The organism is Vibrio sp. JC009 (assembly GCF_029016485.1).
GTDB lineage: Bacteria > Pseudomonadota > Gammaproteobacteria > Enterobacterales > Vibrionaceae > Vibrio.
In genome coordinates this window covers 2,961,944-2,983,854 of sequence record NZ_CP092106.1, presented here as the reverse complement: position 1 = coordinate 2,983,854, position 21,911 = coordinate 2,961,944, and the positions used below count along the sequence as shown (strand labels likewise).

16 protein-coding genes are annotated in these 21,911 nt (G+C 44.8%); 10 read left to right on the top strand and 6 right to left on the bottom strand.

The window, feature by feature from the left end:
- Positions 1–30: 30 nt before the first annotated feature.
- From L3Q72_RS13265 to L3Q72_RS13250, 4 genes are all read right to left on the bottom strand, one after another.
- On the bottom strand, positions 31–1,806 hold the full coding sequence (locus L3Q72_RS13265; RefSeq protein WP_275130409.1) for a PglL family O-oligosaccharyltransferase: 1,776 nt from the start codon (positions 1,804–1,806) through the stop codon (positions 31–33).
- A 34-nt stretch (positions 1,807–1,840) separates the two neighbouring features.
- Positions 1,841–4,684, bottom strand: a complete 2,844-nt coding sequence (gene uvrA / locus L3Q72_RS13260) for an excinuclease ABC subunit UvrA (RefSeq protein WP_275130408.1) — start codon at positions 4,682–4,684, stop codon at positions 1,841–1,843.
- Positions 4,685–4,833: 149 nt separating this feature from the next.
- Positions 4,834–5,709: a UTP--glucose-1-phosphate uridylyltransferase GalU gene (galU, locus tag L3Q72_RS13255; RefSeq protein WP_275132115.1), complete on the bottom strand. Its 876-nt coding sequence runs from the start codon at positions 5,707–5,709 to the stop codon at positions 4,834–4,836.
- 104 nt (positions 5,710–5,813) lie between these two features.
- Positions 5,814–6,449: a LuxR C-terminal-related transcriptional regulator gene (locus L3Q72_RS13250; protein WP_275130407.1), complete on the bottom strand. Its 636-nt coding sequence runs from the start codon at positions 6,447–6,449 to the stop codon at positions 5,814–5,816.
- 323 nt (positions 6,450–6,772) lie between these two features.
- Here L3Q72_RS13250 and L3Q72_RS13245 point away from each other — a divergent pair, with 323 nt between their 5' ends.
- From L3Q72_RS13245 to L3Q72_RS13210, 8 genes are all read left to right on the top strand, one after another.
- Entirely contained in the window at positions 6,773–7,318 is a 546-nt protein-coding gene (locus L3Q72_RS13245) for a single-stranded DNA-binding protein (RefSeq protein ID WP_275130406.1), read from the top strand.
- Positions 7,319–7,475: 157 nt separating this feature from the next.
- Complete coding sequence (locus L3Q72_RS13240; RefSeq protein ID WP_275130405.1) at positions 7,476–8,786, top strand: site-specific integrase; 1,311 nt, start codon at positions 7,476–7,478, stop codon at positions 8,784–8,786.
- Between the two features lie 6 nt (positions 8,787–8,792).
- Positions 8,793–10,346, top strand: coding sequence for a site-specific integrase (locus tag L3Q72_RS13235; RefSeq protein ID WP_275130404.1), 1,554 nt, complete (start codon positions 8,793–8,795; stop codon positions 10,344–10,346).
- 10 nt (positions 10,347–10,356) lie between these two features.
- On the top strand, positions 10,357–12,444 hold the full coding sequence (locus L3Q72_RS13230; RefSeq protein WP_275130403.1) for an integrase: 2,088 nt from the start codon (positions 10,357–10,359) through the stop codon (positions 12,442–12,444).
- A 2-nt stretch (positions 12,445–12,446) separates the two neighbouring features.
- On the top strand, positions 12,447–12,911 hold the full coding sequence (locus tag L3Q72_RS13225; RefSeq protein ID WP_275130402.1) for a hypothetical protein: 465 nt from the start codon (positions 12,447–12,449) through the stop codon (positions 12,909–12,911).
- 153 nt (positions 12,912–13,064) lie between these two features.
- Complete coding sequence (locus L3Q72_RS13220; RefSeq protein WP_275130401.1) at positions 13,065–13,625, top strand: recombinase family protein; 561 nt, start codon at positions 13,065–13,067, stop codon at positions 13,623–13,625.
- A gap of 8 nt (positions 13,626–13,633) precedes the next feature.
- Positions 13,634–14,071, top strand: coding sequence for a VPA1267 family protein (locus tag L3Q72_RS13215; RefSeq protein WP_275130400.1), 438 nt, complete (start codon positions 13,634–13,636; stop codon positions 14,069–14,071).
- The gene (locus tag L3Q72_RS13210; RefSeq protein ID WP_275130399.1) at positions 14,068–16,236 is read left to right on the top strand and encodes an AAA family ATPase; all 2,169 of its coding nucleotides are present in this window, start codon (positions 14,068–14,070) and stop codon (positions 16,234–16,236) included. The genes L3Q72_RS13215 and L3Q72_RS13210 overlap by 4 nt, the downstream gene beginning before the upstream one ends.
- Positions 16,237–16,248: 12 nt before the next feature.
- Here L3Q72_RS13210 and L3Q72_RS13205 read toward each other — a convergent pair whose 3' ends face one another.
- The gene (locus L3Q72_RS13205; protein ID WP_275130398.1) at positions 16,249–16,578 is read right to left on the bottom strand and encodes a helix-turn-helix transcriptional regulator; all 330 of its coding nucleotides are present in this window, start codon (positions 16,576–16,578) and stop codon (positions 16,249–16,251) included.
- 98 nt (positions 16,579–16,676) lie between these two features.
- Between L3Q72_RS13205 and L3Q72_RS13200 the strand changes: the two genes are divergently transcribed.
- Together L3Q72_RS13200 and L3Q72_RS13195 are read left to right on the top strand one after the other, a co-directional pair.
- Positions 16,677–17,225, top strand: coding sequence for a phage tail tape measure protein (locus L3Q72_RS13200; RefSeq protein WP_275130397.1), 549 nt, complete (start codon positions 16,677–16,679; stop codon positions 17,223–17,225).
- Positions 17,219–18,631, top strand: coding sequence for a DEAD/DEAH box helicase family protein (locus tag L3Q72_RS13195; protein ID WP_275130396.1), 1,413 nt, complete (start codon positions 17,219–17,221; stop codon positions 18,629–18,631). The genes L3Q72_RS13200 and L3Q72_RS13195 overlap by 7 nt, the downstream gene beginning before the upstream one ends.
- Positions 18,632–18,681: 50 nt before the next feature.
- On the opposite strand, the gene L3Q72_RS13190 is transcribed toward L3Q72_RS13195, so the two are convergent.
- Complete coding sequence (locus L3Q72_RS13190; protein WP_275130395.1) at positions 18,682–21,894, bottom strand: type I restriction endonuclease subunit R; 3,213 nt, start codon at positions 21,892–21,894, stop codon at positions 18,682–18,684.
- Positions 21,895–21,911 lie beyond the last annotated feature (17 nt).

Sequence of the window (21,911 nt, the reverse complement as noted above, 5' to 3'; positions counted from 1 at the left end):
ACTTTTATCTCCAGGCTTTAAGCCGGCCGACTATCGGTCATCTGGATCCGATAATCCCTGCATCTTATCATCAGCAACCAGCACTTTTATTGCCACATTGGAAAAATCGATTTCAGGGAACAGGAATTTTGCCTCGGCTCTGATCTGTTCTGCTTTACTATGCTCACCGATTCCCTGATAAGCCAGGATCAGATTGCTGTAAAGTGCAGGGCGGGGTACCTGCTGAATAACATCAAGTGACCACTGAATATACGGCTTGATCAAAGAGGGTTCATTTCTGTAAAGCCCTATATTCAGATAAGTGCTGTAGATATCCCAGTCAAATCTGTGCTTCCAGATCCCTGCATTGGTTACCTGCTCCAGAATATCCGGGTCCCTTGAGCCCGGCTTTTCAAACTGGGTCAGAACATAATTAGTATGCAGATTGGTGATCAGGAAGCTGCTTGCAATTATCGGAAGAAGCAGGCTGGTTATCCGGAAATTAAAGCGGGTGAAGCGGGTAAAGTTGTAGGTCTTGTATCTGGCTCCCCGTTGATCCAGCCAGAACAGAAAGATGACAAATGAAATCCAGTGAATAGCTGAATGATAAAACGGATATTCCAGCTGACTGTGAATGAGTATTGGCAGGAACAGGCCAAATATAGCTAGCCGGGTTCCTTTTCTGACCGAGAGCAGTTTAGCCAGGACAAAAATGACCGCCAGAGAAATACCAAGCAGAGGGACAATACCACCTTCAACCGCCCAGTAAAGCAACTCGTTATGCGGATGGTCCATTGAAGGGTACCCGGCAGGGTAACTGGAATTTAACTGATGTTGTCTGGCAGTATACAGAATGTATTCAGGTTCAAAGCGCCCGTAGCCGTAACCGGTAAAGGGCTTCTCGATAAACATATCCACAGTCTGCGGGAAGGTGAACTGCCGGGGGCTGTCAAAAGAGACCTTGTTAGTGATCTGCTCGCCACCTCCGGAGGTAAAGCCAATTATAACGCCCAGTCCGACTCCCGCGGCAACGGAAGCAATCCAGCCGGTAAGTCGTTTTGTGGTTGAAAAGCGGTACAGGTAGCGAATCATACACAGAACGCCAAGGCCGGCGCCAAGCCAGCCTGTTCTTGATGCCAGCAGAATCAGTAGTGGAGAGGTGATCAGCGGCATCAGATAAAGCAGGGATGTTCTTGATAATTTCTGTCCGTACTTCTGCTGCTGCCGGGCAAGAAGGTATCCGGATAGCACCAGTCCTGTGGCCAGGAAACTGGCCATGACATTGGGCTGCTGGAATATCCCGTAGGGGCGGGACAGTTCTGGGTTGAAACCTAGCAGGTTTCCTTTTTCCAGCAAGAAATATTGTACATAACCGAACAGGGCTTCAATCACTACGGCGACCACAATAAACCAGAGCAGCCTCTGCTTATGCTGGTTGCTGAGTGAAAATTGCTGGAAGGTAAAAAACAGAAGCCAGCCAGCCCATAAACCGAGAAGCCGGCCGGTGCTATTGTCAGGTGAAGCGTTGGTATACAGAACCGGAAGCGTCATAATTGCACAACTGATCAGAAGAGCCAGCGTCAGCTTGGTATAGCGGAACGACATATTGCGGCCTGTCTGATACAGGCCGATGCCGATGGCGATGCTGATTGCAATCCAGGTGGTGTTGTTGAAGGAGATCGCTAATCCGGCACCACCCGGATTAGGCATAAAAAAGTGCATAGCAATAACAAAAGTAAATCCCATCGCGTACATAAAGCGTCGGTTTAACGGAGCTTTGACTCCCTGAGGGGCCAGTTTCGTTCCACTGAGGTGAACAATTGCCATGGGGTAAAAAGTCCTTTGTTACTGGGCTAAGTCACTACTTTACCTTTTTTTTCTCTGTCAACATAGGCTTTAGGAAGCGGGCAGTGTGCGAGCCATCCACAAGAGCCACCTCTTCCGGTGTGCCTTCTGCAATGATTTCACCACCGCCTTCACCGCCTTCAGGTCCCAGATCGACGATCCAGTCTGCCGTTTTGATTACATCCAGATTGTGTTCAATAACCACAACCGTGTTTCCGTGATCTCTTAGCCTGTGAAGTACCGTCAGCAGTTGCTGTATATCGTGGAAGTGCAGACCTGTGGTCGGCTCATCAAGGATATACAGGGTTTTACCTGTATCTCTTTTGGAAAGCTCTCTGGCCAGTTTTACCCTTTGCGCTTCACCACCGGACAAGGTGGTTGCAGCCTGTCCCAGACGAATATAGGAAAGACCAACATCCATCAGAGTCTGCAGCTTTCTGGCGATAACCGGAACCGGATCGAAGAACTCTCTGGCATCTTCAACCGTCATCTCCAGCACTTCATCGATGGACTTGCCTTTATATTTCACTTCCAGTGTTTCGCGGTTATAGCGCTTGCCTTTACAAGAATCGCAGGGAACATACACATCGGGCAGGAAGTGCATTTCCACTTTAATCACACCGTCGCCCTGACAGGCTTCGCAGCGTCCGCCTCTGACATTAAAGCTGAATCTTCCCGGTTTGTAGCCACGGGATCTGGACTCCTGGGTACCGGCAAAGAGTTCACGAATCGGTGTAAAGATCCCGGTATAGGTTGCCGGGTTAGAACGCGGGGTTCTGCCTATCGGGCTCTGGTCAATATCGATCACCTTGTCAAAGTGCTCAAGCCCTTTGATCTTCTTATACGGTGCCGCTTCTGCCGTGGTTGCGCCATTCAGCTGGGTATGGGCGATCTTAAAGAAAGTATCGTTGATCAGTGTGGATTTACCTGAGCCGGATACACCGGTAATACAGCTGAACAGCCCCACCGGAAGTGAAAGGTCCACGCTTTTCAGGTTATTACCGGTTGCGCCGATGAGTTCAACGGTTTTTGCCGGATCCCTTGGCGTTCTCTGCTGCGGTACAATAATGGCCTTTTCACCACTCAGATACTGTCCTGTCAGTGAATTGGTGTTTTCAATAATCTCATCCATGGTGCCCTGAGCGACCACTTCACCACCGTGTACACCGGCTCCCGGGCCGATATCGATCACATGGTCTGCGGTGCGGATAGCATCTTCATCGTGTTCAACCACCAGAACTGTGTTGCCCAGATCGCGCAGGTGAGTCAGGGTTTTCAGCAGTCTTTCATTATCCCGCTGGTGGAGGCCGATAGAGGGCTCATCCAGAACATACATTACGCCAACCAGCCCTGCACCAATCTGGCTTGCCAGTCTGATACGCTGCGCTTCACCACCGGAAAGGGTTTCAGCACTGCGCGACAGGTTAAGGTAGTTAAGCCCAACATTGACCAGGAAATGCAGCCGGTCGTTGATCTCTTTCATGACTTTTTCAGCGATCTGCGCTTTCTGGCCAGTCAGTTCCAGGCTCTGGAAGAAAGACATGGCTTCGCTGATGCTCATCTCAACGATCTGCGGCAGCGCGGTTTCACCGATAAATACGTTTCTCGCTTCTGTACGCAGACGGGTGCCATCGCAGGTCGCACAGGTTCTGGTTGAAATATATTTCACCAGATCTTCACGCACTGCGTTGGATTCTGTATCTCTGTAGCGGCGCTCAAGTGTATTCAGTATCCCTTCAAAAGGATGGCGCTTTACCCTGATGTCGCCCCGGTCATTAATATACTTAAACTCAACCTCTGTTCTGCCGGATCCTTTTAAGATGATCTCTTTCGCCTTGTTGGCCAGGGACTTGTAGGGAGCATAAAGATCAAAACCATAGTGCTCTGCCAGAGAGGTGAGCATCTGGAAATAGTAGTAGTTCTTCTGATCCCAGCCTTTGATGGCACCTTCGGCGATACTCAGGTTTTCATCCACTATGATTCGCTCAGGGTCAAAATACTGCTGCACCCCTAAGCCGTCACAGGTCGGGCAGGCACCTGCCGGGTTGTTGAAGGAGAAGAGTCTTGGTTCCAGCTCCTGCATACTGTAGCCACAGTGCGGACAGGCAAAGTTTGCCGAGAAAATAATATCTTCGTTTTCTTTTTCGTCCATCCAGCATACCGCAGCGATACCACCTGAAAGCTCAATGGCAGTTTCAAAGGACTCGGCCAGTCTTTGCTGTAGATCTTCACGTACCTTAAAGCGGTCTACCACTACTTCAATGGTGTGCTTTTTATGCAGCTCCAGAGTCGGTGGATCGGTCAGGTCGCAGATCTCTCCGTCTATCCGGGCGCGGATAAAGCCCTGAGCGGCCAGGTTTTCCAGAGTTTTTACGTGCTCACCTTTACGCTCCTTGATGATAGGAGCTAAGAGCATCATTTTTGAACCCACAGGCAGTTCCAGCACTTTGTCGACCATCTGGCTGATGGTCTGGGCAGCAAGAGGGACATTGTGGTTCGGACATCTTGGTTCACCTACGCGGGCGTAGAGCAGACGAAGATAATCGTAAACCTCGGTAATGGTACCTACGGTCGATCTCGGGTTGTGCGATGTGGATTTTTGTTCAATGGAAATCGCCGGAGACAGACCTTCAATATGGTCAACATCAGGCTTTTCCATCAGGGATAAAAACTGTCTGGCGTAGGCTGACAGAGACTCTACATAACGACGCTGACCTTCAGCGTAGAGTGTGTCGAATGCCAGTGAAGACTTACCTGAGCCGGACAGGCCGGTAATAACAGTAAGTTTATCGCGGGGAATGGTCAGATTGATATTTTTGAGGTTATGCGTGCGAGCGCCTCTGACTTCGATTTGTTCCATTTTGTGAGCCTGCTGCTTTACTTCTAATCTGACAAGTATCGCATAGCTTGAAAAAAGAGCAAAGAAATACTGTATAAAAAAACAGTTGTTCAAAACTGAAAATCCCGGAGATTATCCGGGATTTTCTATGGGTAACAGGCTGAAGAAGATTACTTTTCTTTCACTGTAGAGTGCTTATCCAGCTCCTGCTTTTTCTTATCCTGTTTGTAGATATTTTCGTAGCAGAAGTTTGTCGCTTCGATATAGCCTTCAACGCTACCACAGTCAAAGCGCTGACCTTTAAATTTGTAAGCCAGTACACAGCCTGACTTAGCCTGTTTTAGCAGGGCGTCAGTGATCTGAATCTCGCCACCCTTGCCAGGCTCTGTGTTTTCGATAAGCTCAAAGATATCCGGAGTCAGGATATAGCGGCCGATAATAGCAAGGTTACTTGGTGCTGTGCCTTTCTCTGGCTTTTCCACCATGTCGTCTACGCGGTAGATATCATCTTTAATCATTTCACCCGAGATAACACCGTACTTTTCAGTCTCATCTTCAGGTACTTCCTGAACGGCAACAATGGAGCAGCGGAACTGTTTGTACAGAGCAACCATCTGCGCAAGTACGCCGTCACCTTCCTGGTTCACACAAAGGTCATCAGCCAGTACTACAGCAAAAGGTTCGTCACCAACAAGCTCACGTCCCATCAGAATGGCGTGACCTAAGCCCTTCATTTCTCTCTGGCGGATATAGGTGAAGTGCGCAGAGTTCATAATACGGCGAACATCAACCAGCAGGTTTTCTTTGTTAGTGCCGCTAATCTGGTGTTCCAGCTCATAGTTGATATCAAAGTGGTCAAACAGAGAGTTCTTTCCTCGTCCGGTCACAATGCCGATACCGTCAAGGCCGGCTTCGATAGCCTCTTCAACGCCATACTCGATAAGTGGCTTGTTCACCACAGGCATCATCTCTTTAGGCATGGATTTAGTCGCAGGAAGGAAACGGGTTCCGTAGCCAGCTGCAGGGAAAAGACACTTTCTGATCATGTTTAAGCCTTTGTAATTCATGTTGACGACCATTTGGGAAGGAACATTATCATATATTTATGCCATGGCAATGTTACATTTCTCATAATGCCGTCAATTTTTCATCAGGGCAGAAATTTGTGTGCCCAGACGATTGCCTGATTCCGGCTTCTTACTCCTAATTTTTTAAATATTTTATAAAGATGAGACTTCACTGTGTGTTCGCTGACATAGAGTTCATCGGCAAGCCGGTTGTTAGACATGCCGGCTTTCAGTGACTGAAGCACTTCGATTTCTCTTTTGGTCAGGTTGATAAAGTGCGGTTCTGTGTGCCTTAGCACTACGGATTGATAGTAGCTCAGAAGCTGGCATGAAATCTTATCAGACAGCGAATAGTCTCCCTCCAGAATGGACTGAACACCGGACAGAAGGTCAGGTTCACTATCATGGGTACAAAAGTAGCCTTTTATATGCCCCAGCTTGATCAGTTCGGATGTGACTATTCTGTCCGGTGCGTTGTAAACGATGGTATGGCAGATGTTCGGGTTGGGCAGGGTGTTTTCCAAAAACGGGATGCTGTGAAGCGCCATGTTGAATTCGATAATAATATAATTGACGACTTCGGAAGATAAGAGTGGTGGCAGTTCGCTAAAAGGTATTCTTGCTGGTGCATACTGTAATTGTTCTAACTGTTTTAAGGCAGGAAAATGAGCTTCTCCATTGTCCGGTTCAATATAAAACAGATGCGATTCATTGAGCATTCGACCCCTCCTTGCTGAATCATTGCCAACAGAATGCATACTAAATGTGTATAAGCCGCAATGTTATAAGTGAATGGGTTTGGGGCTTAGTTTTGCGTTTGACTTCCCTTTTTCATAAGTAACTTATAAAAACATCAATGGAAAACTTATCTGGCTTATCGCAAAAGAAGGCAGATTCGTTGATGCAATAAGTTGTTTAAAAACAGCGGGTAATAAAAAACAGTGTAATTCTGTCTGCTTGATGATTTGAGCTTAGATTGTTACGTGCTATCCTTGCCCCCCTTAACGATATTTATAGATTTTCGGACTAAACGGAGCAGAACATGGCAAGCCGTGGAGTAAACAAAGTAATTTTAGTAGGCAACCTTGGGGGAGACCCTGAAGTTCGCTATATGCCAAGCGGCGGTGCTGTGGCAAATATTACAGTAGCAACTTCTGAAACCTGGCGTGATAAAGCAACAGGTGAACAGCGTGAGAAAACAGAGTGGCACAGAGTGGCTCTGTTCGGAAAACTGGCTGAAGTAGCGGGTGAATATCTGCGTAAAGGCTCACAGGTATATATTGAAGGTCAGCTACAGACTCGTAAGTGGCAGGATCAGAGCGGCCAGGACAGATATACAACAGAAGTTGTAGTTCAGGGCTTTAACGGCACAATGCAGATGCTTGGCGGTCGTGGCCAGGGTCAGGGCGCACCTATGGGTGGCGGTCAGCAGCAGGGCGGTTGGGGACAGCCTCAGCAGCCGGTTCAGCAGCAGCCAATGCAACAGCAACAGCCTGCGCATCAACCTGCTCCGCAGCAAGCACCACAACAGGCGCAGCCGCAATACAATGAGCCACCAATGGACTTTGATGACGACATTCCGTTCTAGATTACGTTTTTTTCAGTAATGTAAAAATAAACGAGAATATAGTTACTAACCCAGCGTAATTGCTGGGTTTTTTATTTTTTACAGCTTTACTTGCGTTTTTGGTTTTTAGTTCAATACTTTATGTATTGAAAGAGTAAAAATAAAAGTGAGTATTTAGATGCTGAAACTGAAGAAAGTGAGGTTTTCTGAAGGTGAGCGTTATGTGTTTCTTGAAGAAGAAAACGGTATGCCTCATTTTTATTCAACGCTTTGGAATACAGTAAAACTCCGTCCGGCTAACATACAAGCTTCCACGATAGAGAATCACTTAGAGCACCTGAAATGGTTTCTGGAATGGGAGGAAAGGGAAAAACGAAGTCTTTTTTCTGAATTTCAGCAGAAGCAGTTTTTGAGCCATAAAGATCTTGAAAAGATCCGCCATCATATGTCGCTGGATATTAGTTATCAAAAGGCCAAGATAAGACTGAAAAAGAAGGTCATTAGCCTTAGCGGTATGCCTCAGATAGTTGACTCGGAAGCCACTGTGAGTAAACACACACAGTATAACCGACTAACTTCGGTGGCTATGTATCTCACATTTCTTGCAGAAGTTGCGACTCAACGCATTAGCACCATGGATACGGTTAAAGCGATTGAGTTGATGGAAAAGTCGCTGAAAAGAACGAGACCAAGAGGACGAAAAGGGAGTACTACGGATTCACGTACCACTAAGGGGATCCCTTCTGAAATATTAGAGGAATTTATAGCAGTATCACGACACGATAGTGATCGGAATCCTTTCAAAAACAAGGCTGTCCGGTTGCGTAATGATTTAATGCTTCGTCTTATGGATGAAACAGGGATTCGAGTCGGTGAAATGCTTTCTCTTCCAATCAATACCATGACCTTATCTGGGATAGGTCCAAAAAGCCTTTTTGTTATTAGAAATCATGATGATGTTTTGGATACGCGAACAGATCAACCTGTAGTCAAAACCAAAGAACGTCAGTTGATACTTAAAGAGGATACAGCAAAACTGATTAATCAGTACATCATGAATTATCGCAAAAAAACACTCAAGGCCAAGATGCACCCCTACCTATTTGTTTCTCATCATGGAAAAACAAAAGGTGAACCAGTGTCTTATTCCACATTTGAAAATACTATCATTCCTACATTGAGAGCGGTCGATCGAAAGTTTTCGGTCATTTATCCTTACTTCTTTAGACACAACTATAATGACAGGCTTTCCGATAAAATAGATAAAAACAACATGCTAGCTGAAGAAGGAATTGAAGGGTATACGTACATACCATCGGCAAAAGAGGAAAAAATGCGTATGCATGTGATGGGGCATAGTGATCCGAAATCGGCTGCACCTTACACCCTGCGCCATGTAAAAAAAGAAGCAGACAGGATTCAATTACAAGAACAAGAAACAATGCAAGATATTTTGAAGCAAGGATTAGAAGTTGTGAAAAAAGGGTAGGTAGACATGAAGGTAAAACATCCTCGGTTTTTACCAAGCCAAATAAGGGTATCGAAATTAGGGTACAGTTTTGATATGTACAGTAATCTATGGGCTCTAAGTAAAAACATAACTATTAGTTTTTCTGATGACGTTTTAGCTATTGACTCAACAGTACTCGAATCTTTTAGGAAAGCATTAGCTCGAGTGGCTGAAGAGCTGTCAGCTGGCCATACTTCAAATATGTATTTACGCTTCCAAAGATTTATTCGCGATACAAATGCGCTTGAAGTTGATCTTTTCGCGCTTAAGAATTGGAGAGCGATGCTGGATGAAAGGCACGAATGGTATTTAGGCAGCCTAAGAGCTTTCTTAGTTAGTTGGCATGACTGGGGTTACAAAGGGGTGTCTAGTGAAGTAGTCGAATACCTTGAATCACTTAGATTGAAAGGATGCGTCAAAGGCGAGGCTGTGGCCAATCGATGCCCATATACCGGAGCATTTACCGACAATGAAGCTTTGGCTTTGGATGCAGAGCTCATTCGTTTGTTCAAAGGTGATGCTATTACTCTAGATGCCTTTACCTATATTATATTGCTTAAGGCAACCGCTCGCAGACCGATTCAACTTTCCTACTTAAAGCTAAACGATATTAGGGAGGAAGTCTCTGATATCAATGACGTCACTGGCAATAAGACTATCAACTATAAGCTCAATATTCCAAGAGCGAAGCAGGTTGGTATTGGCTTTCGCGAAGCAATGAGAACCCTTACTATCAATGAAGAACTTTACCTAACTCTTCAAAACCTTGGGAGTCAAAATCGTAAGCGGTTTGAATCTCTAGTTAGCATGAAATTATCGCAAGAACAAATCATGCAAATCCCCCTGTTTGTTGATTGGACATTGTTAGAAAAATTTGTAAAAGAAGGCTTGTTTACTTCAGAAATGCTGGAAACCGATGTATTTCATGCACCTACTGTTGTTTTAAAAATGATGTTAGAGCACTTCGCTAAACAGCAGTTTGCTATCAGCGAGCGGACTGGCGATGTGATGCGCATTTCAGCTAGACGCTTCAGACGTACAAGAGGCACTAATCTCGGCAAGAAAGGTATCAGCGTTGAGGTCATTGCAGAGGCTCTTGACCATTCCGATACTCAAAATGCTGGTGTTTATACGGAGAATACTGTCGAAACAGCAACGTATGTTGATGAAATTATGGGGCCAGCATTAGCACCACTGGCGGCCGCCTTTAAAGGTAAAATAATTGAAGAACCTAGCGAAGGGGAACGCGGTGATGACCCTAGTGCGCGTATCCCTAACTCTGACTGTGAAGTAGTTGGTGCCTGTGGTACTCATGATTTTTGTGTTCTGGGTTATGAGGCATGCTACTTATGCGATAAATTCAGACCACTTCTCTACGCCCCTCACGAGAAGTTTCTGTCAGACCTATACAAGGAAAAGGAAGTTCGCCTTAAGCAAACCGGAAGTGTCCAGTACGCTTCAACCAAAGACCGCTTAATTCTTGCTGTAGAAGACGTAGTAGCACAATGCAACCAAATGAAGCAAGAACGCGAACACTAAGGGGGAAGCGATGAATAGTAATGTTGTGTATTTTTCTCCCAAGCAAACACAAACTGCGAAAGAAAATCTGGATGCTTTTATTAAATTTTGCAAAGAAAAACTAACAGCGTTTGGGTCTTATGGTGAGGTTGATGGTGAATCAGGTATACCCCTCTGGGATATGAACCGATGGGAAACTGTCAGAGGTGATAAGCCTGTTCGAGCACGCTTCTCAAAGCTCGGAGAGAGAAGTCCTTCAGCATCATATGAATCGTTGTCCTCGCCATTTATTGATTTTGCAAAAGCCTATATCAAGTACAGTTATACTGAACAACCATTTCTTCAACCCCATTTTCGACTTCTTGCTCTTAGAGTTTTGGAACAAGTATTACTAAATATATATGGTGAAGCCGACCTATTAAAGCTTGATGGCCGGGGGCTGGCTCATATCCCTACGGTAGTAACAGGCGAAGGGATGAGTCCCATGGTGGCTAATAAAATGGGTTACCAGCTAGAGAAAATTCTTACGTTTTGTCGCAAAAACTTGTTCATACCGAACTTGCCTTCATGGGCAAACATTTATCCAAAGCAGAAAGATTTCACCATTTTTTTAACCGATGAATTTAAAGAAATTCAGTCTGAAAAGTTACCCACAGATGACGAAATGTATTTATTGGCTGATTTTTTCCGTGAAGCACCTAATTTAGATATAGAAGCGGAATACTACAGTTCTTTGTTTGTATTTTTAATGGTTGCGCCATCTCGGGCAGGCGAGTTGCTAGATTTGACATTAAATCCGTTTGTATGGGAAACCAATAAAGCTGGCGAAGAAAAGCTTGGTATCCGTTGGTATCCTGCTAAAGGCGGTGACTCTGGAGTGAAGTGGGTACCTGACTGCATGAAAGATGCCGTGCTAGAAGCTTATGAACGCCTGGTTCGAATTGGTCATCCCGCCCGGGAGATGGCACAGTTTGCGATTGATCATCCATACGTACTTCCACTTACAGGTGGACTACGTAGTGATGAGCTGTTAAATCCAGATATGCCAATGACGGTGGAACAGTTTAAAGGTGTTATGGGCTTTAACAATGAAGGGCTGACAAGCTTTCCTGCTAATAAATGGATCAATAAGATTCGAGAAGATAATAATGGTAATGTAACTTTTAGAGCTTTAGGGGAGACTTTATACCAGCAGAGTATTCACTCGTTCAAAAAGTTTCCGGTGCTTTCTAATAGGCAACCCCAAGCCAATGTTACGGAATCTCTACTGTTGCATAGAGAGAATGAATTTCACAAAACGGCTTCACCTACACTTTTTAGCTTCAGGTTACCAACGGTTACTGAGATTAACAATAGATTATCCGGTAGTAGCGGCAAGGGATATAAGTCTATTTTTGAGAGAACTGATTTTAGACTAAAAGATGGCAGTTTTCCTTATTTGACTACTCATCAGCCTCGACATTGGCTCAATACCAAAGCGCAGTCTGGCGGGATGGATGAATTAGTGCTGGCACGTTGGTCTGGCCGGGCAAAGCTAACGGACAACCGCAGTTACGATCATCGGACTCAGGAAGAAAAGGCACGTGAAGTCGCTTTATTAATGAATGATGATGAGATTACGATTCCTATCAAAATAAAAGCAAACCTGCCTGTTACATTTAAAGATATTGGCAAGGATCTCGATGGTGCGGCAATCGTAACTGAGTTAGGTATATGTGAACACGATTACGCTATGGCACCTTGCGGTAGGCATGGTGATTGTGAAACTTGTAAAGAGATGGTTTGTATCAAAGGTTTCAGTAGCTCTTTGGATCAATTAAAGAAAAGAGAGAAGGAAGTAGAAACGCAATTTGAAAAAGCATCCAGAGATCATGAGCGAGGTATTTTTGGAGCGGATCGTTGGGTGTCTGGTCACGCTTGGCGTTTGGCTCATATAAAAACAAAAATCACTTTACTTGAGGATGAGCGCATTCCCGATGGAACCCCTATCCGCATCCCCGAGCAGTATGATCCTTCACCAGTGAAGGAAGCGTTAAGTGACAAAGGATTTGATGTGGGCGGTGTGGAAGTTGAGGCGGAAAAAGTTGCCAATGATGTATTCAAGTTACTGGAGTTATAGCCATGCCTAAACTTACTATTACTCATGAAGATATTTCTCAGGTTGTTGCTCTTATAGATACCTGGCAAGGCAAACTCACATGGGACTTGCTGACAAAAAAAATCACTGAACTCTTTAATATTCATGGTGGTGTTACCCGACAAAGTCTGTCGTCAAAGGCTGAAATTAAGTTGGCTTTCCAGCAACGCAAAGAAAAACTCAAAGAAAAAGTAGAATCTGTCCCCAATTATTCTGTCGAGTATTTGCGAAACCAGGTAGAAAGATTGGAAGCTGAGCTCGAACGTGAAAAAGAAAAAACTGCGCGTTACGAGGCTCGCTTCGTGCGTTGGCAATACAATGCTTATCTTCATAATGCGGGCATAGAATCATTGGATGATCCTGTGGAGGCGCTAGAGAATGAAGAAATGCTGGAGATGCTAGAAAAGCCTCTCAGTGCCTTAAACCGTCAGCATAGAAAGAACAAATAGCTATGTAACCTAAGGTATGCTTTTGTTACATACTGATAGCACTCTCACAGGTGCTATTTTTGTATGTAACAAAAGGTTGGGGAGTAATAATTTGACGCTCGGTAACATAAGGCGTAGGGTTTATGTTACATATAAAAGATTCACGCAAGCACTATGACAACACAAAAAATTGGCTACGTTAGAGTTTCGAGTTCAGAGCAAAACGTTGATAGACAGTTAAGCGATTTACAGCTTGATAAAATATTCACGGAGCGCAAAAGCGGCAAGTCACGCAAAGAGCGCACTGTGCTTGCTGAATGTATTGATTATATTCGTCAGGGAGATGAGTTGTATGTACACAGTATCGACCGGTTAGCTCGTAATTTAATCGACCTACAGGGGGTAGTGGATACAGTGACCAACAAAGGTGCTTCCGTTCACTTTTGTACTGAGAAGTTAAAGTTTACTGGCGATGACGACCCATTCTCAGAGCTGTCGCTTCACTTATTAGGGGCGTTTGCCAGTTTTGAACGTAAGTTGATCGCAATTCGGCAAAAAGAAGGTATGGCTGCAGCCAAGCGGAAAGGAAAACACGTTGGTCGGCCCAAGGTCATCACGGAAGAAATTATTCAAATAGTCCGTGAGAGAGCCACTAAGGGAGATTTAAAGAAAGATATTGCTCTGGATTTGAATATTTCTAGGCAAACCGTTTATCGAATTCTCAAGAGTGAATAGGATCTGTTATGGCAAATGGGCAGCAAAAGGCACAGCAAAACCTTGAGGCATTTGAGGTGTGGAAAGCCACTCAGACCAACGATGACTTTAAGCAAATCGTGTTCCGGGGGCAGCTAAATCGAGGTGAGGTTGCAAAAGCAGTCGGCTGTGGTAAGTCGGCACTGAACCAAAATCCAGCACTGCGCGAAGCCCTGAAAGCGTTAGAAGAGAATCTACGTGATAAAGGGGTGTTGCCACCTCTAACCGAGTCGGCCAAGAATGCTGCGGATAAGCCTAAACAGTATGACAATACGGCAAATAGAAGGGCGCGGGATGACAAGCGCCTGTCCTCACTGGAAGCTGAGAATATTGAGCTAAAGTCCAAAGTGAAGGAGTTGGAACGCAAGCTTGAGCGCTTTGGTGAGCTGTCTGAAACCTTATCAGAAATGGGATTCATGCCTCGATGACACTTTCCATACATGAGGACCGGTTACGTGTCACCAGTATCCCCTTTTCCTCATCAGACATGGTGATATTTAGCGGTGTACCGCTTAATAAAAATTCCTACAAGACCAATAGCGGCAAATACTATGTCACGATAAAGGCTGCTCCCGATGCAATCCCTGTGCAGCCTGCCGTTGGTCAGCATTGGTCGGTGAAAGGGGCTAGACGGATAGAACATATGGACATGGGTGATTATGTGATGCAACAGCATACCTACGAATCACCAGAGCATATTGAATGTAGCTTGCCAGAAACCAGTGAGCAGTTAATCCGTTTTATTGCCAGAGAAAGTGACTTTAAAGGTATCGGTGAAGGTAAAGCAAGAGCGCTGTGGGAGTTTCTAGGCAAAGATTTCCATAACACCTTGAAATATGACACCGTTGAATCGAGAGAGCGTCTTAGAAGCGTTCTGAGTGAAGGTTCCATTACTGCTTTGTTTGAAGGGTATGCTAAGTACAAGAACCTAGCTCACTGCAATTGGATGACTGAACAAAAAATTCCTGCCAGTGTCCAACAACGTTTGTTAAAGCATCATGGTGAACAATCCATTGAGGCGATAAGACAGAACCCCTATGTATTAGTAGGGTTTGGTATGTTGTATCAAGACGTTGATGCCTTAGCAACAAACAGTGACTTAGAGTTTAAGGTTGAAAGCAGCGATGACCGGCGACTAAGCGCTGCCCTTGAAATTGCAATTCGGAAAGAAATAGAGAAAGGCCATACCTATACGATGCATAGTAAGGTGCGCCCTTGCTTAAGCAAATTACTCAAAGATAAAAAACTGGTCGTTAAAGCGTTCAAGGCGGGCTATGACAAGGCGCAATATATTCTTAATCCTGAAACTGGCACATACCATCCAACGGCGCAATTACTCATGGAAAATGTCGTTTCCAAGCGCCTAAAAGCACTAGCGAGCCAAGACAATCTCTATGACGATCGCGCCAATGCTGCCTATTGTTTTGCGGCAAATGAATTGCCCTATGAACTAACCAAAAAACAAACGGAAGCGGTCATAACCTGTTTAGATAATGCGGTAAGCTGTATTACCGGTGGTGCTGGCACGGGAAAAACAACTGTGCTTAGAACGGTGTTGCGTGCTTATCATCAAATGGGGTTTGAAATACATGCTGCTGCGCTTAGTGGCCGTGCTGCCATGCGGTTACATGAGTCCATCGGTTTTATTACTTCAACGATTGCAAAGCTACTCAGAGATGAACCTATTGAGCTGAATGCAGATCAATCAAACCATTTATTGGTGATTGATGAAGCCAGTATGGTTGATCTGCCGACCATGTATCGACTGATCAATCACATTCATCCATCGGTGCGTATCATTCTGGCAGGTGATCCGGACCAACTCCCCCCTATTGGTTGCGGTAAAGTACTTGCTGATATCGTGGCGGCAAAAACCATCGCTAACACCATGCTGGACATTGTGAAACGGCAGGAAGGTGTAACGGGTATCCCCGAGTATTCAAAATGTATCAATCGAGGTGAGGTGCCAGAACGACTGACTACCGGTACTATCCATTTTCATGAGACAGGCAAGGAAAATATTGCTCAGATTTGTTGTGAGCTTTACCAACAATCGCCAGGAAACAGCCGTATCATGGCTCCTACGAAAGCTCTTGTTTCTGAAATCAATAAACTTACCCAAGAAGCGGTGAACCCGGATGGGCGTCAGCTAGAGTTTCAGTTACATGGTGATCGGTTTTTCCTGAACCTTAAATTAAATGACACCATCTTGTTTACGCAAAACCATTACGACAAAGGAATTCAGAACGGAACTCTTGGTGCACTAACAAGCGTGGAGTCATCGGGGGATAGTTACGGTGAAGTAACGCTAGATACCGGCGAAAAAGTTGAAGTCACTCAATCGGTGCTGGACTGCATGGAGTTGGGTTATGCAGTAACCCTCCACAAAGCCCAGGGCTCTCAATTTTCGCGCATCATCGTTGTACTAAGCAAAGTTAAAATTGTAGATAGGTCATGGCTTTATACTGCAATTACAAGGGCTGAGGATGAAATACATATTGTAGGTAGTGCAGCAGATTTCAAGGAAATTACAGAGCATTCCAGTAATGCTAATAGTCGTAACAGTTATTTGCTTGAACTCTTAAAAAACTAATCACCTTGAAGCCTATTGTTCTTGTTGTTCTTTGGGCAAGAGGCTATCAACGTAATCCAGGAGCTGTTCTTGCTGCATGGAAGATAGCTTCGAAATCGCGATAGCCAACTTAGCCGAAGTATCATCCTCACAAAAGAAGTAGTTCAGAGGCACTCCTAGTTCCTTTGCTATCAGCTTCAGAGTCTGCACATCCGGTGTATGCTTGCCTTTCTCATACTGATTCATCCGTGGACTTGCCGAGCTTTCATCCATGCCTATGCGTATCCCAAGCTCTTTTTGGGATATGTTTGCTTTTTTTCGTGCTTCTTTAAGACGCAATGGGATTGGGTTATTGGACGACACTTATCTTTCATAATCTTTAGTCTCTACATAACTAAGATTTTCTTAGTTTTGCTTATTTCTGTATACTAAGCAATCCTTAGTTTCTGTAACGAGTTAAAATGACGATGAGTGGTAAGTCATATCTTAATAATAGAGTTTACATCTTATTGATAGATAAGAATTTAGATGGTTTAACCATACCTGAATTTAGAAACGAGCTAATTAAATCCTCAAGAGATTTTACTAGCACACATGATGCAAGAAAGTTTATATACCGGCATATGTTGAAGCTAAAACAACTGGGTTTGGTCACAACTAAAGGCAAAGGAAGGAAAACGACTTATCACAAAACCGAGTTATTTCATGCTACTGAATTTACACCAAGTACTCGAACAGTCACATCTGGTGCACTAGAGACAACCAGTAGTTCCGAGAAAAGTAATTTAAATGACCTAATACAAGAAAAGTTACGTTTTGAAGTGGAACTGAAGATAGCACTGACAGAAGTCGATGAATATCGACATCTTGCCGAACGGCTACCGGATATTGAAACAGAGCTACTCACTAAGTCGGAAGAATCACGAGAGCAATCTGTTGTATATCTTGTTAAAGTCAATGCCCTAAACCACGCTATTAGCCTAATACAACGCGCGGAGTCGTCATGCTAAGGAACTGGCAAGCTGAAAGCGTATCCCTTGCAGTTGAAAACTATTTATCTGGTAAGCGCCACTTTCAAGTTCAAGCGACACCCGGTGCAGGTAAAACAGTCATGGCTGCAGAGGTAGCAAAAAGGCTGCTTGAAGCCGATGAAATAGACCTGGTTCTTTGCTTTTCGCCTTCCCTAACTATCGCTCAGGGCATACAAGGAACCTTTGCGTGGAAACTAAACTGTGGATTCCACGGAGGCCTGGGTGCACTCGGAGCGTCCTTTACCTATCAATCAATGAAGTATCAGAAAGAAAGCTTCTGGAGTACATTACAGAAATATCGTGTGCTAGCTGTATTTGATGAACTTCATCATTGCTCAGGAGATGAATTAGAAAACGCAAATGTGTGGGGAGAGCAGATCCTTTCGCAGATTTCCGGTATCGCTAAATACACCTTGGGACTCACTGGAACACCCTGGCGTTCGGACTTGATGCCTATTACTTTGGTTGAATACATTTATCCGGACGGGGATATTAAGTGTGACTATCAGTACGGACTTAAACAAGCGATCAGAGACAATGTATGCCGGGCACCCAAAATAGTGCTGGTCGACAACGATCAGCTTTCCGTTTCAGATGATGGAGAAACAAAAAACTACTCCTCCATCTTAGAGCTATTGAAGCAATCATCGGTATCGTATCAAAACATTTTGCATAACAAAGAAGCAATGACCTATTTGCTGGGATTAGGTTGCCAAAAACTAAAAGAGATACGGTATGACAATCCAAATGCCGGAGGGCTGGTTGTAGCGGCATCCGTTAAGCATGCCATTGATATACAAAAAATATTGTCGACGGTATACAACCAGTCTACTGAAATCGTTACTTATCATCATGATAAACCATTAGATACAATAGACCAATTTAGGCATGGGGATACGCAATGGATAATCAGCGTTGGAATGATCAGTGAAGGAACAGACATTCCTCGTTTACAAGTGTGCTGCCACTTAAGTGCCGTCAAAACAGAACTCTATTTCCGACAGGTTTTAGGTAGAGTACTACGTACTAACGATGCCTTGAACCAGCAGGCCTGGTTATACACTTTTGCTGAAGAAAGCCTGGTCGCATTTGCAGAAGAAATTGAGAAGGATATTCCCGACTCTTGTCTGTATATCAAAGCGGATAAAGCTGCCCCCCCTTGTCCGGGAGATAGTACGCTGGACACCCCAAGTACATCAGAGCCCAAGGCCGGAAAACCGCCAAAACAAGAAGGTGACCTATTTTGGGGCCCAGAGACGCCATCACCTACACCTACAGGTTCCAATACAACGGTGGGCACAACTCCGAACCCTCTCACCGGCTTAAGCGAGATTAATCTGGGGCAGTTTAGAGAAAGAGTGATCGCAGCATTTTTAACATTGTGAGTCACTCGTGTATCTATATATCTTACACCTTATTAGATACACGGCTTAACTCAGGCATACCACTCGTCAGCCAACACTTCAGCCTGCTCAAGCACTAGCTTGATAGCCTCCTCAGCAGCATCCGGTGGGTATTTCCAACGGCGTAGAAGTCGGCGGACAAGGTTACGCATACGAGCACGAACACTCTCCCGCTTTTGCCAGTCAACAGTAGCAGACTTCCTAAGTTGGTGAGTTAGCTCAATCGCAAGCTTTCGAAGGTTGTCATCACCGAGTTCTCTAACAGAAGCCTCGTTGGTAACCAAAGCGCGGTAGAAAGCGATCTCGTCTACAGAAAGGTTTAACTTACCCATCATTTCAGCATCGGCCTGCATCTCTTTGGCCCACTGGATCAGCTCTTCAATAACCTGAGCAGTTTCAATATTCCGGTTATGATACTTTTTTAGGGTGCCCATGATACGGTCAGAGTACTTTTTCTCCTGAACCACATCATTTTTCATCCGAGCCTTTACCTCATCCCGAAGTAGCTTTTCCAGAAGCTCGACTGCCAAGTTACGTTCCTTCATGTGCTTAACATCTTCAAGGAACTCTTCAGAAAGCAGGCCAATGTTTGGCTTGTCGAGCCCAACCATCTTAAAGATATCATCAACACCTTCAGCCACAACAGCGTTGTCCAGAATCTGTTTCAGAGCAGAGTTTCGTTCTTCATCACTACGTTTTTTGTCTACCGTAGAATGCTTGATAAAGGCGGTTTTGATTGCTGAAAAGAACGCGATCTCATTTTTATATCCCTGTGTTTCGTCCATGGTGTTGCAAAGCGAGAAAGCTTTCATCAATGCAGCCATTACATCAAGGAAACGACGCTTACCATCTCTCTCGCCTTTAGCGTTAGTCAGGCCAGATAGGTGGTTAACAGCCCCCGGAAGCAACCTAAGTGCATCGGTCTCATAATCCGGGCGGTAATTAAATACGGAGCCCTCAACAGGAGTTGCGAACATCCCTCGGACAATATCTACTTTTTCCATCAGAACAGAAAACGCTTCTGCTGTGTCAACGGTTGGCTGCCCCTTACCTTGGCTATTGGTATAGGTTTTTAGAGCATTTTTCAGCTCGTTTGCGATGCCGATATAGTCAACAACTAGCCCGCCGGGTTTGTCCTTAAACACCCGGTTAACACGGGCGATTGCCTGCATCAGGTTGTGCCCCTTCATCGGCTTATCGACATACATGGTATGACAGCATGGCGCATCAAAACCTGTTAGCCACATATCACGTACGATAACCAGTTGCAGTTCATCTTCCGTGTCTTTATAGCGTTTCTCAAATAGCTTTTTGGTCTTCTTATCGTAGATATGGGGCTGAAGCTTCTCCTTGTCCGCTGCCGAACCAGTCATAACGATCTTTATCGCCCCCTTATCAGGATCTGGATTGTGCCACTCCGGCTTCAGAGCAACGATAGCATCATAGATATCAACGCAAATCTCACGGCTCATTGCGACTATCATCGTCTTGCCGGGAAAGGTTGCAGTCCGGGTAGTAAAGTGCTCAACCAAATCTTTGGCAACCTGCTCTACACGAGGCTTGGCCCCGACCAACTTCTCCAGAGCAGACCATTGGGATTTAATCTTTTCGCGGGATTCAGTCTCTTCATCCTCACCAATCTCGTCGTCTACCTGATCGTTGAGCTCGTCAATTTCTTCTTGGTTGATATCCAGTTTCGCAAGACGTGATTCGTAGTAAATAGGCACGGTAGCACCGTCGTCCACAGCGTCTTGGATATCGTACACAGAAACGTAATCACCAAAGACACCTCGGGTATCCTTGTCATCCATAGCGATAGGCGTCCCTGTGAAGCCTATAAACGAGGCATTAGGCAAAGCGTCACGCATATACTTAGAATAACCGTAAACGTACTTATGACCCATTACAGAGCCATTTTCGTCTTTGATCTTTGTAAGTTTTGCCTTGTTCCCGTATTGGCTTCGATGGGCTTCGTCGGAGACAACAACAATATTGGCTCGTTCAGATAGCACCGGGTGCTCTGTTTCCTCCGCTAAAAGAGCAAATTTCTGGATAGTGGTGAAGATAATCCCACCAGATTGACGACCTAAAAGCAGTTCCCTTAGTTCATCTCGATCATCGGCCTGCTGCGGGATCTGCTTAAGCGTCTCCTGAGCCATGCCAAATGTATTAAACAACTGTCCATCAAGATCATTTCGATCTGTGACTACAACGATAGTTGGGTTGTTCATTAAAGGCTGTTGCAGAAGCTTGCTGGCATAACAAACCATAGAGATAGATTTACCGCTACCTTGGGTATGCCATACCACTCCCGCTTTACCAGAGCCCTGTCTAATGTTATCTAATGCAGGAATGGCCGTCTCAATAAAATTCCCGGTTTTATTGGCCGCAAGCACAGTGGCATCAACGGCGGCACGCACAGCATGGAATTGATGATATCCGGCTATTTTTTTTATGATGTTGTCATTGTCCGTTTCAAAAAGAACGAAGTAGCGGATGTAGTCCAATAACAGCTCTTGCTTAAAAAAGCCTCGAACCATGGTTTCTAATTGAAACTCTAGCAACGGCTTGTCATCTTCAGATGAGACTGTTTTCCACGGAAGAAACCGTTCTTTGTTTGCGGTTAATGATCCCACACGAGCAGTCCATCCATCACTAATGATCAGAGCTTCGTTAAATACAAATAGATCTGCGATCTCGTCTTTATAGGTTTGGAGCTGGTTGTACGCATTCCAAATGTCTGCGTGTTCATCAGCAGGATTTTTAAGCTCCAGCACCGCAATAGGTAATCCATTGATAAACACCACTACATCCGGGCGGCGATTCCCTTTGGTTCCTGTGATGGTGAACTGGTTTACAACCAAGAATTCATTCTTGTCAGGATTATTAAAATCAATCAGGGAAACATGCGTATGCTTTGTGACAGGAACGCCGCCTTTGATAGCAGTGAACTCAACAGGAACCCCTTCTATGACGTACTTATGGAAACCCCGGTTATTTTTAATCAGGATCGGAGATTCTGGAGTGGTTATGGTAGTAACTACCCGGCTTAGCGCTTCCTGTGGAACAGTTGGGTTGATGACTTCAAGTTGAGTTAATAGCCGTTGTTTTAGAACGACTTGGTGATAATCTTCTCGTTCAGGCGAATCCCCATCAGGAGCAATATCATAGCCGTTTTTGTAGAGATAACCTTGCCCGGTAAACCACTCCAGACATTGAGTTTCCAACTGATCTTCAGTAATCATTATGTTATTTCCTGACG

Bases quoted from the DNA above. Each gene is read 5' to 3' on its own strand.
- L3Q72_RS13265 (WP_275130409.1), bottom strand. From the start codon at position 1,806: ATGGCAATTGTTCACCTCAGTGGAACGAAACTGGCCCCTCAGGGAGTC.
- uvrA (WP_275130408.1), bottom strand. From the start codon at position 4,684: ATGGAACAAATCGAAGTCAGAGGCGCTCGCACGCATAACCTCAAAAAT.
- galU (WP_275132115.1), bottom strand. From the start codon at position 5,709: ATGATCAGAAAGTGTCTTTTCCCTGCAGCTGGCTACGGAACCCGTTTC.
- L3Q72_RS13250 (WP_275130407.1), bottom strand. From the start codon at position 6,449: ATGCTCAATGAATCGCATCTGTTTTATATTGAACCGGACAATGGAGAA.
- L3Q72_RS13245 (WP_275130406.1), top strand. From the start codon at position 6,773: ATGGCAAGCCGTGGAGTAAACAAAGTAATTTTAGTAGGCAACCTTGGG.
- L3Q72_RS13240 (WP_275130405.1), top strand. From the start codon at position 7,476: ATGCTGAAACTGAAGAAAGTGAGGTTTTCTGAAGGTGAGCGTTATGTG.
- L3Q72_RS13235 (WP_275130404.1), top strand. From the start codon at position 8,793: ATGAAGGTAAAACATCCTCGGTTTTTACCAAGCCAAATAAGGGTATCG.
- L3Q72_RS13230 (WP_275130403.1), top strand. From the start codon at position 10,357: ATGAATAGTAATGTTGTGTATTTTTCTCCCAAGCAAACACAAACTGCG.
- L3Q72_RS13225 (WP_275130402.1), top strand. From the start codon at position 12,447: ATGCCTAAACTTACTATTACTCATGAAGATATTTCTCAGGTTGTTGCT.
- L3Q72_RS13220 (WP_275130401.1), top strand. From the start codon at position 13,065: ATGACAACACAAAAAATTGGCTACGTTAGAGTTTCGAGTTCAGAGCAA.
- L3Q72_RS13215 (WP_275130400.1), top strand. From the start codon at position 13,634: ATGGCAAATGGGCAGCAAAAGGCACAGCAAAACCTTGAGGCATTTGAG.
- L3Q72_RS13210 (WP_275130399.1), top strand. From the start codon at position 14,068: ATGACACTTTCCATACATGAGGACCGGTTACGTGTCACCAGTATCCCC.
- L3Q72_RS13200 (WP_275130397.1), top strand. From the start codon at position 16,677: ATGACGATGAGTGGTAAGTCATATCTTAATAATAGAGTTTACATCTTA.
- L3Q72_RS13195 (WP_275130396.1), top strand. From the start codon at position 17,219: ATGCTAAGGAACTGGCAAGCTGAAAGCGTATCCCTTGCAGTTGAAAAC.
- L3Q72_RS13190 (WP_275130395.1), bottom strand. From the start codon at position 21,894: ATGATTACTGAAGATCAGTTGGAAACTCAATGTCTGGAGTGGTTTACC.